The 13,746-nt window shown below is 67.6% G+C and carries 14 protein-coding genes and 4 pseudogenes; 11 read left to right on the forward strand and 7 right to left on the reverse strand.

Going from position 1 to position 13,746, the window contains the following annotated elements:
- Positions 1–11: 11 nt before the first annotated feature.
- Complete coding sequence (locus ACFZDJ_RS19670) at positions 12–731, reverse strand: SDR family NAD(P)-dependent oxidoreductase (protein ID WP_391060433.1); 720 nt, start codon at positions 729–731, stop codon at positions 12–14.
- 200 nt (positions 732–931) lie between these two features.
- Between ACFZDJ_RS19670 and ACFZDJ_RS19675 the strand changes: the two genes are divergently transcribed.
- The 3 genes from ACFZDJ_RS19675 (at position 932) to ACFZDJ_RS19685 (ending at position 2,388) form a co-directional block, all read left to right on the forward strand.
- Positions 932–1,285 carry a VOC family protein gene (locus ACFZDJ_RS19675; protein WP_390935074.1) on the forward strand — a complete coding sequence of 118 codons (354 nt, stop codon included), beginning with the start codon at positions 932–934 and terminating at the stop codon, positions 1,283–1,285.
- Positions 1,286–1,317: 32 nt separating this feature from the next.
- Positions 1,318–1,695 carry a DUF427 domain-containing protein gene (locus ACFZDJ_RS19680; RefSeq protein ID WP_390935072.1) on the forward strand — a complete coding sequence of 126 codons (378 nt, stop codon included), beginning with the start codon at positions 1,318–1,320 and terminating at the stop codon, positions 1,693–1,695.
- Positions 1,696–1,851: 156 nt separating this feature from the next.
- Positions 1,852–2,388 (forward strand): hypothetical protein, encoded by a 537-nt coding sequence (locus ACFZDJ_RS19685; protein WP_391060436.1) that lies wholly within the window; start codon positions 1,852–1,854, stop codon positions 2,386–2,388.
- A gap of 360 nt (positions 2,389–2,748) precedes the next feature.
- Here ACFZDJ_RS19685 and ACFZDJ_RS19690 read toward each other — a convergent pair whose 3' ends face one another.
- The 3 genes and pseudogenes from ACFZDJ_RS19690 to ACFZDJ_RS19700 form a co-directional block, all read right to left on the reverse strand.
- Positions 2,749–3,582 carry a PIG-L family deacetylase gene (locus ACFZDJ_RS19690; protein ID WP_217573683.1) on the reverse strand — a complete coding sequence of 278 codons (834 nt, stop codon included), beginning with the start codon at positions 3,580–3,582 and terminating at the stop codon, positions 2,749–2,751.
- Positions 3,583–4,354: 772 nt separating this feature from the next.
- Positions 4,355–4,555 (reverse strand): hypothetical protein, encoded by a 201-nt coding sequence (locus tag ACFZDJ_RS19695; protein WP_390935067.1) that lies wholly within the window; start codon positions 4,553–4,555, stop codon positions 4,355–4,357.
- A gap of 101 nt (positions 4,556–4,656) precedes the next feature.
- Positions 4,657–5,105: pseudogene (locus ACFZDJ_RS19700) on the reverse strand (DnaB-like helicase C-terminal domain-containing protein).
- A 110-nt stretch (positions 5,106–5,215) separates the two neighbouring features.
- Here ACFZDJ_RS19700 and ACFZDJ_RS19705 point away from each other — a divergent pair.
- A pseudogene (locus tag ACFZDJ_RS19705) lies at positions 5,216–6,469 on the forward strand (IS256 family transposase).
- A 20-nt stretch (positions 6,470–6,489) separates the two neighbouring features.
- Here ACFZDJ_RS19705 and ACFZDJ_RS19710 read toward each other — a convergent pair.
- Positions 6,490–7,431: a zinc-binding dehydrogenase gene (locus ACFZDJ_RS19710; protein WP_391060589.1), complete on the reverse strand. Its 942-nt coding sequence runs from the start codon at positions 7,429–7,431 to the stop codon at positions 6,490–6,492.
- Positions 7,432–7,531: 100 nt separating this feature from the next.
- Between ACFZDJ_RS19710 and ACFZDJ_RS19715 the strand changes: the two genes are divergently transcribed.
- The 3 genes and pseudogenes from ACFZDJ_RS19715 to ACFZDJ_RS19725 all read left to right on the forward strand — a co-directional run bounded on the left by ACFZDJ_RS19715 (position 7,532) and on the right by ACFZDJ_RS19725 (position 9,145).
- Positions 7,532–7,945 carry a helix-turn-helix domain-containing protein gene (locus ACFZDJ_RS19715; protein WP_266635543.1) on the forward strand — a complete coding sequence of 138 codons (414 nt, stop codon included), beginning with the start codon at positions 7,532–7,534 and terminating at the stop codon, positions 7,943–7,945.
- A 188-nt stretch (positions 7,946–8,133) separates the two neighbouring features.
- A pseudogene (locus tag ACFZDJ_RS19720) lies at positions 8,134–8,565 on the forward strand (transposase); the annotation flags it as partial.
- Positions 8,566–8,785: 220 nt separating this feature from the next.
- A complete protein-coding gene (locus ACFZDJ_RS19725) occupies positions 8,786–9,145 on the forward strand; it encodes a transposase (RefSeq protein ID WP_391060591.1) in 360 nt (119 codons plus the stop codon).
- A gap of 467 nt (positions 9,146–9,612) precedes the next feature.
- On the opposite strand, the gene ACFZDJ_RS19730 is transcribed toward ACFZDJ_RS19725, so the two are convergent.
- On the reverse strand, positions 9,613–10,587 hold the full coding sequence (locus ACFZDJ_RS19730; protein ID WP_391060438.1) for a DUF2690 domain-containing protein: 975 nt from the start codon (positions 10,585–10,587) through the stop codon (positions 9,613–9,615).
- The gene (locus ACFZDJ_RS19735; RefSeq protein ID WP_391060440.1) at positions 10,584–11,390 is read right to left on the reverse strand and encodes a peptidoglycan-binding protein; all 807 of its coding nucleotides are present in this window, start codon (positions 11,388–11,390) and stop codon (positions 10,584–10,586) included. Before ACFZDJ_RS19735 ends, ACFZDJ_RS19730 begins: the two co-directional genes overlap by 4 nt.
- Positions 11,391–11,589: 199 nt before the next feature.
- Here ACFZDJ_RS19735 and ACFZDJ_RS19740 point away from each other — a divergent pair, with 199 nt between their 5' ends.
- The 4 genes and pseudogenes from ACFZDJ_RS19740 to ACFZDJ_RS19755 all read left to right on the forward strand — a co-directional run.
- Positions 11,590–12,219: a hypothetical protein gene (locus ACFZDJ_RS19740; protein WP_390940525.1), complete on the forward strand. Its 630-nt coding sequence runs from the start codon at positions 11,590–11,592 to the stop codon at positions 12,217–12,219.
- Positions 12,220–12,241: 22 nt separating this feature from the next.
- Positions 12,242–12,649, forward strand: coding sequence for a peptidoglycan-binding protein (locus ACFZDJ_RS19745; RefSeq protein ID WP_390940527.1), 408 nt, complete (start codon positions 12,242–12,244; stop codon positions 12,647–12,649).
- A 57-nt stretch (positions 12,650–12,706) separates the two neighbouring features.
- Positions 12,707–13,063, forward strand: coding sequence for a hypothetical protein (locus tag ACFZDJ_RS19750; RefSeq protein WP_390940529.1), 357 nt, complete (start codon positions 12,707–12,709; stop codon positions 13,061–13,063).
- A 98-nt stretch (positions 13,064–13,161) separates the two neighbouring features.
- Positions 13,162–13,572, forward strand: a pseudogene (locus tag ACFZDJ_RS19755) (transposase family protein); the annotation flags it as partial.
- Between the last annotated feature and the right edge of the window lie 174 nt (positions 13,573–13,746).

Here is a 13,746-nt window from a genome sequence, read left to right on the forward strand (position 1 = left end):
AGGGGTGGGGGTCAGACGGCGGTGCGTCCGCCGTCGACGGGGATGACAACGCCGGTGATGTAGCCGGCGGCCGGCGAGGCCAGGAATGCGATGACGTCTCCGATCTCCTCGGCCTCCGCCGTGCGGGCCAGGAGCGTGGTCTTGCCCAGGGCCGTGAGGTTCTCCCTGGAGGAGCCGCCGGTGTAGACCGGTCCGGGGGCGACGGTGATGACCCGAACACCCCGCGGGCTGTACTCGGCGGCCCAGGAACGGGTCAGCGAGGCGAGCGCGGCCTTGGTGGCGCTGTAGGCGGCGCCGCCCGCCAGGCCGACCTGCCCGGCCATGCTGCCCAGGTTGATCACGATGCCGTCGCCGCGCTCGGCCATCGCCGGCGCGATGGCAGCCGTGAGGTAGTAGGCGCTGCGCACGTTGGCGTCGAACAGCGCGTCGTAGGTGTCGGGCTCCAGGTCGGCGGTGGGGCCGAACCAGGAGAACCCGGCGTTGTTGACGAGAACGTCGATGTCCCCGGCCGTGGCCGCAAGCTGCCTGACGGCACCGACATCGGTGAGGTCGGCGGCGAGGAACTCGGCGCTGCCGCCTGTGCTCTCGATCTCCTTGACAACTGTGGCTCCGCGGTCGGCGTCGCGTCCGTGGACCAGGACTTTGAATCCGTCCCGGGCGAGCTTCAGCGCTGCGGCCCGGCCGATGCCGGACGTCGCGCCGGTCACCAGGGCTGTCTGCGTCTCGGACATGATCGCGACTCCTCTAGCTTTGGTTAGACCGGTCTGTCTTCTTTCGCCATCCAGCTAAACAGGTCGGTCTAGTCTCGTCAACCCGGCCAGGCAGTCAAGGCATCTAATCTGTGGTTTGACACCAACAAAAAGACGCTTCTAGGGTTACATCAACCAGTGAACAGACTGGTCTAATCACTCTTCAGTGCAGGGAGCAGTGCATGAGCAGCACCTTCTTCGGCGCGTCGTTCGACGCCACCGACGCCGTACGCGCGGCACAATTCTGGGCCGCGGTTCTGGACCGCACAGTCGCCGACGGGGCAGATGAGCACGACGCCGTGGTGGAGGCCGGTGATCCCGGCAGCGGACCACGGCTGGCCTTCCACCAGGTGCCGGAGGCCAAGAGCGTCAAGAACCGGTTCCACCCGGATCTGATCACCAGGAACTACGAGGGCGAGAGCGAGCGTCTGCTCGCTCTCGGCGCTACCAAGCTCCACGAAGTCGTGCGCGGCGGCGCCCGGTGGACCACGTTCGCCGACATCGAGGGCAACGAGTTCGACCTCATCTCCGGCTAGACCACCCACCACCAGGAATTGAGGAGACGACCATGACGACGACACGGGAACCCAAGGTCCCCGGTCCCGACCATCCGATCACCATCGAGCCCACCGGCGAGCGCGTCGTGGCACGCGCCGGCACACAGATCGTCGCCGACACCACCCGGGCCCTGACCCTGCGCGAGGCCAACTACCCGCCCGTCCAGTACATCCCGCTCGACGACGTCGACCAGTCGCTGCTCACATCCAGCGCCACCCAGACGTACTGCCCCTACAAGGGCGACGCGTCCTACTACGGCATCGCCCTTCCCGAAGGCGGACTCACCGACGCGGTGTGGTCCTACCGCGAGCCGTACGACTTCGTCGCAGCCATCGCCGGCCACGTCGCCTTCTACACCGACCAGGTGGACATCCAGGTCCGCGCCTGACAACCGCGGGAGGAGGCCGCGGGCCTCCTCCCGCCTGGCCGGCGCTCCCACCACCCCAGCCAGCGAGACGAGCAGAGAAAGACCACCACGAGCGTCGAAGAGTCCACACCGCCTGCCCCAGGGGCCTCCAGGAGAGCCTGGCCGGCGGTCCTGTCCGTGGCAGTGGGCAGCTTCACCCTCGTCACCAACGAGTTCCTGCCCGTCGGCCTGCTCAGCGACGTCGCGGCCGACCTGCACGTGTCCGAAGGCACCGCAGGCGCCATGATCACCGCCCCGGGGATCACCGCCGCGATCGCTGCACTGGCCCTGCCGGGACTGCCGCAACGCGTCAACCGGCGAGCAGCCCTCCTGAACCTGAGCCTGACCTTCGTGATCGCCGATGTCTACACCGCCGTACATCCGCAGTGGGGGCGGCTGGACGCGTCGCTGGACGACCTCGGCTGCGACCGTGCCTGGTCGGGCGTCCACCGCGTCAAAGACATCGAGCTGACGTGTCCCGAGTGCCGGGGTCGGGTCTTCGCCCGCATTTCCCAGTACCGCCTTCGGCACTTCTACCACCAGGTACGGCCGCCCGACTGCGAGCTGGCGAACGAATCGGCCGAACATCACCTCCTGAAACTGGAGTTGGCGATGGCGGCCCGCGCGGCGGGGTGGAGTTCGGAGCTGGAGGTCAGCAGCCAGTCCCGGGACTGACGTGCCGACGTCATGGTCTACGACGAGCGGGGCCAGCCGTTCATGGCCCTGGAGGCGCAGCTGTCGCCGATGACCGCAGATGACGCGCAGATGACGCGCAGATGACGCGCAGATGCGCACGAACCGGCATGTGCGAAACGGGGTCACGGTGTGTTGGATCCTGACCTGCGCTGGCAGCCCGCTCAACTTGTCATGTCAGGACCCGACACAGCTTCTCAGGCGTATCCAGCCCGACGTCGTCGACGAGGGCCTGGACGCGGGCTGCCGGAGCGGAACTCGCGTGGACGAGCCTCCGAGTGTGTTACCCGCTCGATCGCGCCGTGCGGTCGATACGCTTTCCCGGCTGGTCGGACGGGCGGATCAGCGCAGTCCGGCGAAGAGATCGTTCTCGGGTATGGCCGCGCCGGTGGCGTCCTGGACACGTACGAAGGTCTCCATGCCCATCAACTCGCCGAACCTCTCCTTGCCCATCTTGAGGAAGAAGATGTTCTCGCCCTGACTGGCGTGCGCGGCCAAGGCGTCAAACTTCTGACCGCTGAACGCGGTGGTGTCCACCCACGTGGTGATCTCATCGTCGGGGAGGCCGATCTCGGCCATCGCGGCGGCCTCGGCAGGATCCGGCTCCGGCATGTCCTCATGAAACTCGCGCATGATCTCGCCGAACCGCTGCATCATCGAGCGGGGCATCGTGGTCCAGTACACCTTCGGTGTCAGCGCGGTCATCTCCAGCGCCGCCATCGTGATGCGGTGGGCCTGGATGTGGTCGGGGTGGCCGTAGAAGCCGTTCTCGTCGTAGGTGACGACCACATCAGGTCGGTAGTGCCGCATGAGTTCCGCGAGTCGGGCCGCGCCTTCCTGTACGGGGGTCTGCCAGAAGGATCCGGGGGCGTCGTTGCTCGGCCAGCCCGTCATCCCGGAGTCGGCATAGTCCAGCATCTCCAGATCGCTGACCTTCAGGACGTCACAGCTCGCCTCAAGTTCTTGACGGCGCATCAAGGCGACCGCCGCCGGATCGTGCCCGGGATCGCCCGGCTTGACACCCCCCGGTCCGTCACCGCAACCGCCGTCGGTACACGTCACGAGAACCGTGCGGATGCCTTCCGCCGCGTACCGTGCGAGGACCCCTCCGGTTCCGGTGGCCTCGTCGTCGGGGTGGGCGTGTACTGCCATGAGCGTCAAGGGCCGGTCAGTCATCAAACAGTCCTCCTGCAGAAATACGTCTTGGTCCAAGTATCGCGGCGGGCGTACCGCGATCCTGAGGCCCGGATCCTGGTGGGGCGGACGACCTTGTGGTCTCTGTGTTCCCCGCCCGTGCGGCGCCGGTCCCTCGGTCGATGCAACCGTGCCTGCCGCACCGCTGTTCCCGGCGCGGCCGCTTGGCCTTCCAGCCGTCGGCGTTTCAACGCGAACGAGGTACAGGCGCCGCGACCTGCATGTCTCAGCGCCACGTCGGATCCGACTTCCATCCGGCACCAGCCGTGAGATTCCGACACGAAATTTGCGACCCTGATATGTAGAACGCTTTGTCAAGAGGGCAGGGGTGTACGGGCTCGCCGAAGTGGGTCTGGGGGTGGCGCTGTGGGGCCGGCGGGAGACCGGAAGCGTGTTGTGCGACGACGCGCGGTCAGCCTGATATCCGCGAGTTGGGTACCGCATGACCGGATGTTCGTCGGGGGCAGTGCCTTCGGTCTACAGCCGAGCGTGGCCCGCCGGAGCGGGTGCTCATAGGGCCCGCGGGCATCGTCCCTCGCGCTGAACACGTCCCGGCCTCCCGTCGGCCGTTCTGTGGGCCCCGCGGGGACGTCAGTCCTCCATCACCGCCAAACTCCAGCACCAGCCCGCCAGTTCACGGGCGACCGTTACGGCGGCGACGTTCGTGTTCTTCTTCGAATGCTGAAGAAAACGCCGCCGGGAGCAATACGCTGAATGAGATGTTCGACGGCACCGAGGCAGGGGTGATGCGTTCTCAGGCTGTGAGTCGGAGCATGGCTGTCGCGTGTTGGGGGCGTGAGCGGTAGTGATCGGCTGCGGCGGCGTTATTGGTCCAGCCTGCTTGGCGCATGAGTCCGATGGCGAGGTTGCGCAGGGTGGCCATGGCGCGGGGTGCGGTGCCGGTGCGTACCCGCGAGGCGTCCTCGCTGTAGGTGACGTCTCTGACGTCGGTCATTGCCCTGGGGGAACCCGCCCGCGTCCGTCGACCTGGTCACCGAGTACGTACACAACGCATGTCTACATCTGAGCCATGTCAACGAAGCGGGAGTAGTGGCCCTAAAAGGCAACCGTGATCGTGTCGGTAGGGCCGTCGCGGTGTTTCGCCACGATCAGGTCGGCCTCGCCGGCACGCGGGGATTCGCGGTCGTAGTGGTCCTCGCGGTGGATGAGGACGACGACGTCCGCGTTGTCCTCGAGGGCGCCGGAATCGCGTAGGTCGCTGAGATGGGCCGTCTATCGGTGCGCAGTTCGGCGTTGCGGTTGAGTGTGGAGACGGCGACGATCGGGATCTGCAGCTCTTTGGCAAGCAGCTTGAGGCAGCGGGAAATTTCGGAGATCTCTTCGTAGCGGGAGCCGAGCTGACGTGTGCCGTAGTTGAGCATGTGCAGTGCGTCAATGGCGATGAGCCGGACGTCGCGCTGGGCATGCAGGCGCCGGCAGTGGGCGCGCAGGTCGGTGAAGGTCCTGTAAGCGGTGTCCTGGATGAACAGGGGAGCAATGCTCAAGACCTGTGGAGCAGCCCTGGGAGGGACGCGAAGGACGTACCTTCCCGAATGATCCTTTGACGGTCACCGAGTAGGCCCGCGTTCGCAGCGTGGGTCAGGAAGGCACGCCTGTGCTCAGCGTAGTCGCCGATGAAGGCTCCACCGAATCCGGCTCCCTTATCGACGAGATCGTCCGCGAGGGCGCCCGCCGGATGCTCGCCGCCGCCCTGGAGGCCGAAGTCAACTAGTACATAGCCGAGTTGACGGCCGAAACGGACGGGGTCGGCCGCCGCCTGGTGGTCCGCAACGGCTATCACCAACCGCGGACCGTGGTCACCGCAGCCGGGCAGGTGGAGGTGAAGGCGCCGCGGGTGAACGACCGCCGCATCGATGAGGAGACTGGGGAGCGCAAGCGGTTCTCCTCCAAAATCCTGCCGCCCTGGTGCCGCAAGTCGCCGAAGATCTCCGAGGTACTGCCGCTGCTGTACCTGCACGGGCTGTCCACCGGTGACTTCGTCCCGGCGCTGGAGCAGTTCCTCGGCGGCGCGGCGGGTCTGTCCGCGGCGACCGTGACCCGGCTGACGAAGCAGCGGCAGGACGACCACGCTGCTTTCCAGGACCGGGACCTGTCGGATCGCGACTACGTGTACGTGTGGGCCGACGGCGTGCACCCCAAGGTCCGGCTGGGGCAGGCGCACTCGTGCGTGCTCGTCCTGCTCGGCGTTCGCCTGGACGGCACCAAGGAGCTGATCGCGCCGGCGGAGGGCTTGCGCGAGTCCATCGAGTCGTGGGCCGACCTGCTACGCGACTGCCGCAGGCGCGGCATGCGCGACCCCGAGCTGGCCGTCGGTGACGGCGCGCTGGGCCTGTGGAAGGCGCTGGCCGAGGTGTTCCCGGCTGCCCGGCATCAGCGGTGCTGGGTCCACAAGGCCCGAAACGTCACGAACTCCCTTCCGAAATCGGCACAGCCCGGCGCGACGAAGGCGATGCAGGAGATCTACAACGCCGAGGACCGCGCTCACGCCGACAAGGCGATCGAGGCGTTCAAGAAGAGCTACGGCGCGAAGTTCCCCAGAGCCGTCGCGAAGATCACCGACGACCGGGAGGAGCTGCTGGCCTTCTACGACTTCCCGGCCGAGCACTGGATCCACCTGCGGACCACGAACCCGATCGAGTCGACGTTCTCCACGGTCAAGCTCCGCACCAAGGTCACCCGCGGTGCCGGCAGCCCGGCCGCAGCTCTCGCGATGGTGTTCGAGCTCGTCGAGTCCGCCCAGGCCCGCTGGCGCGCGATCACCGGCGCCCACCTCGTCGCCCTGGTCCGCGCTGGCGCCCGCTTCGACAACGGCGTCCTGGCCGAGCGGCGGGAGGACGCTGCTGCCTGATCAGACCTCACGCGATTCATTCAGACCGTGATCGCAAGCTTGCCCTGCACACCGCCGGCAGCCAGCACCTCGTGCGCCTCGGGCAACCTCTCCAGCGGGAACACCTGCTGCAAGTGCACCCGAAGCCCCCCCGCCTCAACCAGCTCGGTCAGCGCCTCCAGGCCGGCCGGGTCCGGTTCCACGCCGACCGCCGCGAAGCGTACGCCGGACTGCTCCGCGAGCTTGGACAGGGTGGTGCTGAGCCGCTCCACCGCCGTCACCAGCACGCCGCCCTGCCGCAGCACGCCGAGGGAACGCTCGGCGTTCCCACCGCCCAGAGTCTCCAGCACCACGTCCACCGGCGCCTCCCGGAGCACCTCGGTGTAGTCCAGGGTCCGGTAGTCGACCAGCTGGTCCGCACCCAACCCATGCAGGAAGTCGTGCTTGGACGCGCTCGCCGTGCCGATCACCTCTGCGCCGAGGTGCTTGGCCAGCTGCACCGCGACGTGTCCGAGCCCGCCGCCCGCACCGTGGATCAGTACCCGTTGCCCCGGCCGCAGCTGCGCGATCTCCACCAGCGCATGCCAGGCGGTCAGGCCGACCAGCGGCAGCGCCGCAGCCTGCTCATGGCTGATCCCTGCCGGCTTGCGAGCCAACTGCCGTGCGGGGGCGACCAGATACTCGGCGTTCGCACCGGCCGCGGCCGGGAAGTACGGCATCCCGTAGACCTCGTCGCCGACCTGGAACCGGTGCACACCCGGATCGACCTGCTCTACCACCCCGGAGACGTCCCATCCCAGGACGAAAGGCGGCTCGCCCAGCAACGGGAAGGTGCCGGAGCGGACGAACAGTTCCACGGGGTTGACGCTCGTCGCCCTGACCCGGACCACCACCTGCGTCGGTCCAGGTGCCGGCTTGGGCGCGTCGTCGACGAGCTCCAGCACTTCGGGGCCGCCGAAGGACTTCTGGGTGATCGCGCGCATTGTCATGCACTCCTGTTCGGAGAGTCGTTTGGGATGTCCCTATCCTCGGCAGGGCGGTACCCGTTGAACAGAAGGCACTTCAAAGGCATATAGGTACCTCATGGGTACTACTGACAACCTGCGCTTCTACGGTGGCGCGGATGCTTATCTGGCCGCCTGCCCCTCGCGCCAGATCCTGGATGTACTCGCCAACAAGTGGACCATGCTGGTCATGGGCGCACTGTCCGGCGGCCCGATGCGCTTTGGCGAGCTGCGGCGCCGCCTGGATGGCATCACCCAGAAGATGCTCACCCAGACCCTGCGCACCCTGGAGCGGGACGGCCTGGTCACCCGCACGGTCTACCCGACCATTCCGCCGAAGGTCGAATACGCGGCCACCGGGCTGGGCGAGAGCGTCACCGCGCTGATACACGCGATCCGCGCCTGGTCCGAGGAAAATATCAATGCCGTCTTGGACGCCCGCGACGTCTACGACGCGCGGGCCGCCCAGGAGGTACAACCAGTCACGGCCTGATCGCTCCGGCTCGGCAGCGCCTGGTCGCCCTCGGATTGGTCATCAAGGCCCAGCCCCGCTTGTTCGCCTTGCGCCACCGCGATCCACAGCTCTTGATGCGATGAAGGGGCGGGGCCTCCGCCCCCGTGGCGGGGTAGGTCCCGGGTACTCACGTTCGTCACAGCGAAGGAGGCCCCTGGTGAGCGAGTATGACGGACAAATACGTCGGCATCGACCTGCACCGCAGGCGATCCGTCATCGTGCGGCAGACCGATCACGGCGAGCAGCTGAGCGCGGTACGAATCGTCAACGACCCGGTGGCGCTGGGCCTGCAGATCGAGCAGGCCGGGACCCGCCCGGACGTGGTCCTGGAGGCCACTTACGGCTGGTACTGGGCGGCCGACGTGTTCCAGGCGGCCGGAGCACAGGTTCACCTGGCGCACCCGCTGGGCGTGAAGGGCTTCGCCTGTCGGCGCGTCAAGAACGATGTCCGCGATGCTGCGGACCTGGCCGACCTACTGCGTATGGGGCGGCTGCCGGAGTCATGGATCGCCCCGGCCAAGACCCGGGAACTGCGCGAACTCGTGCGTTACCGGGCCAAGCTGGTCGCGCTCCGCTCCGGGCTGAAGGCTCAGGTACATGCCGTGCTTGCGAAGGCGGGCGTGCTCATCGCGGTGTCCGACCTGTTCGGGGTCGATGGCCGTGTCCAGCTCGAGCGGACCGCTCTGTCCGGCGCCTGTGCCCAGCGCGTGGCGTCCCTGCTGAAGCTGATCGACATCCTCGACGCGGAGGAAAGACCTCTTCAACCGCCGTATCGCCGAACGACTTCGCGGTCACGCCGGCTGCGGGGCCATCCAGTGGCTGCCCGGCATCGGGCCCGTACTGGCGGCCGTGCTGGTCGCCGAGATCGGCGACGTGCACCGCTTCCCCTCCGCCGACCGATTGTGTTCCTGGTCCGGACTGACCCCGCGCCACTACGCGTCCGACACCGTCGCACGCCGCGGACACGTCACCAAACAGGGCAGCAAGCTGGTCCGCTGGGCGGTCGTGGAGGCTATCCAGCGCAAGACCACCCCCAAGATCAAGGAGGATCGGGCCCGGATCGAGGCCCGCCGCGGCAAGAACATCGCGAAGATTGCCGCGGCCCGCAAACTGCTCACCCTGGTCTACTACGGGCTGCGCGACGCGCACATCCGCGCCCTGGCCCGCCAGGCCGCGTGAGCAGCTCGGTGGCGGCAGGCGCGCGGTCGGGCAATTGTCTGACCCCCACCCGGCGCGGTCGCGGTTTTGACTGACCCCGCCTGCCGCACGTCGCACCGCTCCATGCGGCCTCACGCCGCGAAGGAATGACCGGCAGCCGAGCCCTGGCCCTGCCCTCCTGCATCACACAGCGGAGACGAGCGACACCCACAACCCCACAGCACACCCGCACGCTCGCCGACCTCACCCGTTGCCCGCGAACCGGTCAACGCTGCCCAGAACCATCAACAACCAGCAGATATATCGCCCTTGACGAAACCCACCCCTTCAGGAATGACAATTACTCTCTCCGAGGGCGAGTCGCTGCCTTACGACTACTACTGCACCGGGGGAATCGGCAGCGACGGGAACTACAAGTACTTGCTGTACGTCTGGTACTAGACCGGACCTTCGCGGCGGGCGGCGCAAGAGCGGGCCCCCCTTGAAGCTCAGGCCCCTGGCCCCGCCAGGGGCCTGAGCGACGTCCCCTTCACCTTGGTGCGCGCCGTGGTCCGAGTAGAAGATCGTGACGCGTCAGAACGCCCGGGGGCGGGACTCTGCGGCGTTCGGCCCCAGGGAGTGCAGCGGCTGCCGCCCGCGCGGGGCTTCCAACAGGCGCGCACCTGGGTGGGTGAATGAACGGGGAGCATGTGGGTGACGACGTATTGCTCGGTTGACGCCTCGTCGATGACGGTCGCGGTCTCACCACGGCCGGCGCGATCCTGCACCGTCACTCGGTCGCCGACAGAGGAGTACGAAATGCGTGCCCAGGCTGCTGCGCAGTTAGGGCTCATTCTGAGCTCCACGTGACTCAGGCCGATCCGCAGGTCGGCGTACGAAGCCGCGTCCACGTCACACGCCATCGCGCTCGCCTCTCGGCCCCTGCACTGATCACCCCGACAACCAACGGTCAGAGGGACCGGCTTGAACGGCTCGGACCCGGCAGACAGCGCGCTGTCAGGCGGCGGGCCGAAGACCTGTGCGCAGGCCCAGGCCACTACGGCCACGACCGCCGCCACGATCATCCCCAGACGGAACCGGTGGGTGGCCGCGGAACGGTTCCCGGCGCCGGAGGCAGGCCGCGGCGGGGCGGCGTCCTGTCGTGCGGTGTTCGCCGGTGTGTCCGCGCCGGTCACGGGTTGGGCGTCACGCCCGCTCGACCGTGCCTCGGCATGCTGCCACAGCGCCACCAGCCGCTCGGGCGGCTCTCCGGCGAGCCGCCCGAGCATTTCGACCGCGTCCCGCGGAGGGAATTTCACCCCACCCAGGTAGCGGTCCCATGACGACCTGCTGTACGGCGTCCGGGCGGCCAGGGCGGTCAGGCTGAGTCCGGAACGGTCCTTCAGCTCCCGTAGCACCCCGACCAGATAGGCGGTCTGCGGATCGAGGGACGGCGGCAGCGGCCGCCAGGTGGCACCGCTCACGCCCGCAGCAGGGCCCAGGTCTGCGGGCCCACCTTCCCGTCGACGGCAGCACCACCGGCGCGCTGTAGTTCCTTGACGGCCTTTTCCGTGTGCGCACCGAAGAGACCGTCGATCCGGCCGGGTGAATGCTTGTGGTAAGCCAGCAAACACTGCACCTCGACGACCTGCTCGCCGCCGGCATTCAGCACGACGAGCGGATCGGTCGCACTGTGGCCTGCAAGGAGACGGCCGTTGCGTCGGGCGTAACGGCAGGCGAAGCCGGACGGCTGTACGGCCGCGAGGGTCTGCTGTTTTCCGGACGGTGCGGATGACGAGTCGTCGCGTGCCGTCATCCAGCCTGCCACGGCCAGCACGGCCAGCGTCGCCGCGGCGACGACCGCGATCACGACTGGGCGCCAACGGCGCGGACGGCGTTCTTCGTGCGAAGGTACGCCGACCTGCTGTTCCTGCGTGCGTGCGTGCTTGGCCAGTTCCCACAGGGCGAGCAGTTGTGCCATGTCGGTTCCGGACACCCTGCCCATGGCCTCGACGGCCTGACGCGGCGGCAGCGCCCTGCCGTTGAGGTACCGCTCCCATGACGACCTGCTGTATGCAGTCTTGTTCGCCAGGGTCGTGGTACTGACACCCATCTGGTCCTTGAGTTCCCGTAGCCGGACGACCAACCGGCGCATCGCCGGTTCGAGTTCGTCGGCCAACGGCTTCCACTGTCCCATGCTGTCCCCCTGGCATGCGGCGGTCTCCCTCACAACGATGGCGCACGAGCCCCGATTCGGTGTGCGCTTTCCGGTGCCGTTTTCGGTCATCAGCAGGCGACAGGCGTCCCAGAAATGCGCCAGCGGTCACCGAAGAACCGCAGGCCAGGCACTTGCCGTCCCGCCTTTGCCCGTCCTGCCGCCATGTCCTGTCTCCGGCCCTGTCTGCCTCGGCACAATCGGATCACCGCCCCGCGACCGGTTCGTCCGCCGACCGCGCTCGGGCTTCACTACGACAGGAGTGAGATCCATGACCACACGAAAGAGCCGCATCATGCTGTGCACGGTGGCCGCGGCATTGAGCGGCGGCCTGATGGCCGTTCCGCAGGCGCAGGCCCAGTCGACGGCACTTCCCGCGGCCGGGCCGGGCACCGGTCACACCTCAGCCCGGGCCGCGAGCGGCAACTACAGCTACCTGGAGTTCAAGAAGGGGTCGAATCCGCAGAACTCGCGTCTGTACTTCGTCTACGTACAGGCCTCGAATCCCGACCACCCCCACAGCCACACCCTCGGCAGCTGGCGGGCCGGCTCGGGCAACGGCAGCAAGAACACCTGCGCGAGCAACGCCGGATGGCTGCCCAACGGCAGCTACAGCATCAAAGCGTTCTACCCGCATCACAACGGCGGGCCTCACGGCGTCAACGGCATCGCCTGGTACCTCGGAGACCACAGGTGCCACAGCGGCCACTGGCGCACCGACCTGTTCGTCCACAGCGAGATGCTCCCCAGCGGCAGGGCGGGCAGCTCCGAGCCGTACCGGTGGGACGGCGATAGCGACTACAAGTCCAACGGCTGCATCAAGCTCAAGCCCTCCGACATCCGCGCGCTCCACAACCTCCAGGCCAGCTACCCCAATCCCCACACCCTCTACGTGCACTGACCTCGGCGTCCCCAAGGAATCCATGAACGTGATCGGCAATCTCATCAGCAATCGCTCGAAAGCCACCTCGGTCGCCGTAGGACTGGCCCTGGCCGGTGCTCTTGTGTCCACTGGCGCCGACGCATCCGCTGCCCCTCCAAGGACAACCTTCGTCGCGACACACACCCGTTCCGATGTCGGGTGCGACTACTTCTACGGTGACCGACCGACGATCTCGTACGGAAGTTCGGGACCCATCGTCAAACAGGCGCAGTGCGAACTCAACGGCGTCATAGGTACCGGCCTCAAGATCGACGGAGCCTTCGGCAGCGCGACGAAGAGCGCAACCAAGAAGTTCCAGGCGAAGTGCGGGCTGACCAAGGACGGAATCATCGGCCCGAAAACGTGGGCCCGCCTGAACGACGCCTACTACTACCACGCCCGCTGCTGATGGCAGCCGTCACTCCAACTGTGCCCTGAACGTCAGACAAGGGAAGGCGGAAACCCGATGAACCTCAAGCAATCACTGAGCCTGGTCACCACCGCCGCGCTCACGACCGTCGGTCTGGCTGCGCTGGCCACGCCCGCGGCCCACGCCGACGAATGGGCGTGCACCTACCCGGCGGTGTGCTTCTTCAAGGACTACGAACGCACCGGCTCCTTCGTCGACCTCACCTCCGGCTGGCAGACCCTGACTTCGAGCAAGAACGCCACCGGAGCCTGGAACACGCGCAACGACGACGGGGCTCTGCTCCACTTCACCAACGGCAAACGGCTGTGCCTGGGACCGGGTGCCTCGCGCAACGATCTGCGTTCCATCGGAACCGTCGACAAGATCCGGATCATGGACAATCCCAGTTGCTGACGGCCCATCACGGCTCTTCGAAATTGGTGGGGGTTTGAGCGCCGGACGGGGTTCCACTGTGGACCCTGACTGATAGATGCCCGCGGCTCTCGTAGATCATGTTGTTGTCGAAGCAAGATGATCACAACAGAAGAGCTACCGACGTGGCAAACGATACGCCGCGGTTGTTGGGCCTTGACGGCCTGGCCGTGGTCGGGGTCGCCGACGACACCGACGGGCCGGTGGTGCACCTGGTCACTGCTGATGAGCAGGCACGCCACTGCCCAGACTGCGGCACCCGGGCGCGGCGGTCGAAGGGCCGGCGGGTGACCCGGCCGCGTGACCTGTCGGTCGGTGGCCGCCGACCGCGGCTGGTGTGGGCCAAGCGCCGCTGGCGCTGCGACGAGCTGGCGTGCCGGCGTCGCTCGTTCACCGAGTCGGTCCCGCCAGTGCCGCCACGTAAGCGGCTCACCACACGATTACGGACTGCGGCCGGGGCGGCGGTGGCCGATCAGGGCCGCACGGTCGTCCAGGCGGCCCGCGACTATGCGCTCTCCTGGCGGGTCGTTGCGGCGGCGTTCACCAGCCATGCCCGGGCGGTGCTGCCGGCCCAGCCCGAGCCGGTGCAGGCGCTCGGTATCGACGAGATCCGCCGAGGCCGGCCGAGATGGATCCTCGACGAGGCCACCGGGATCTGGCAGACC

The organism is Streptomyces sp. NPDC007896 (assembly GCF_042959425.1).
Lineage (GTDB): Bacteria > Actinomycetota > Actinomycetes > Streptomycetales > Streptomycetaceae > Streptomyces.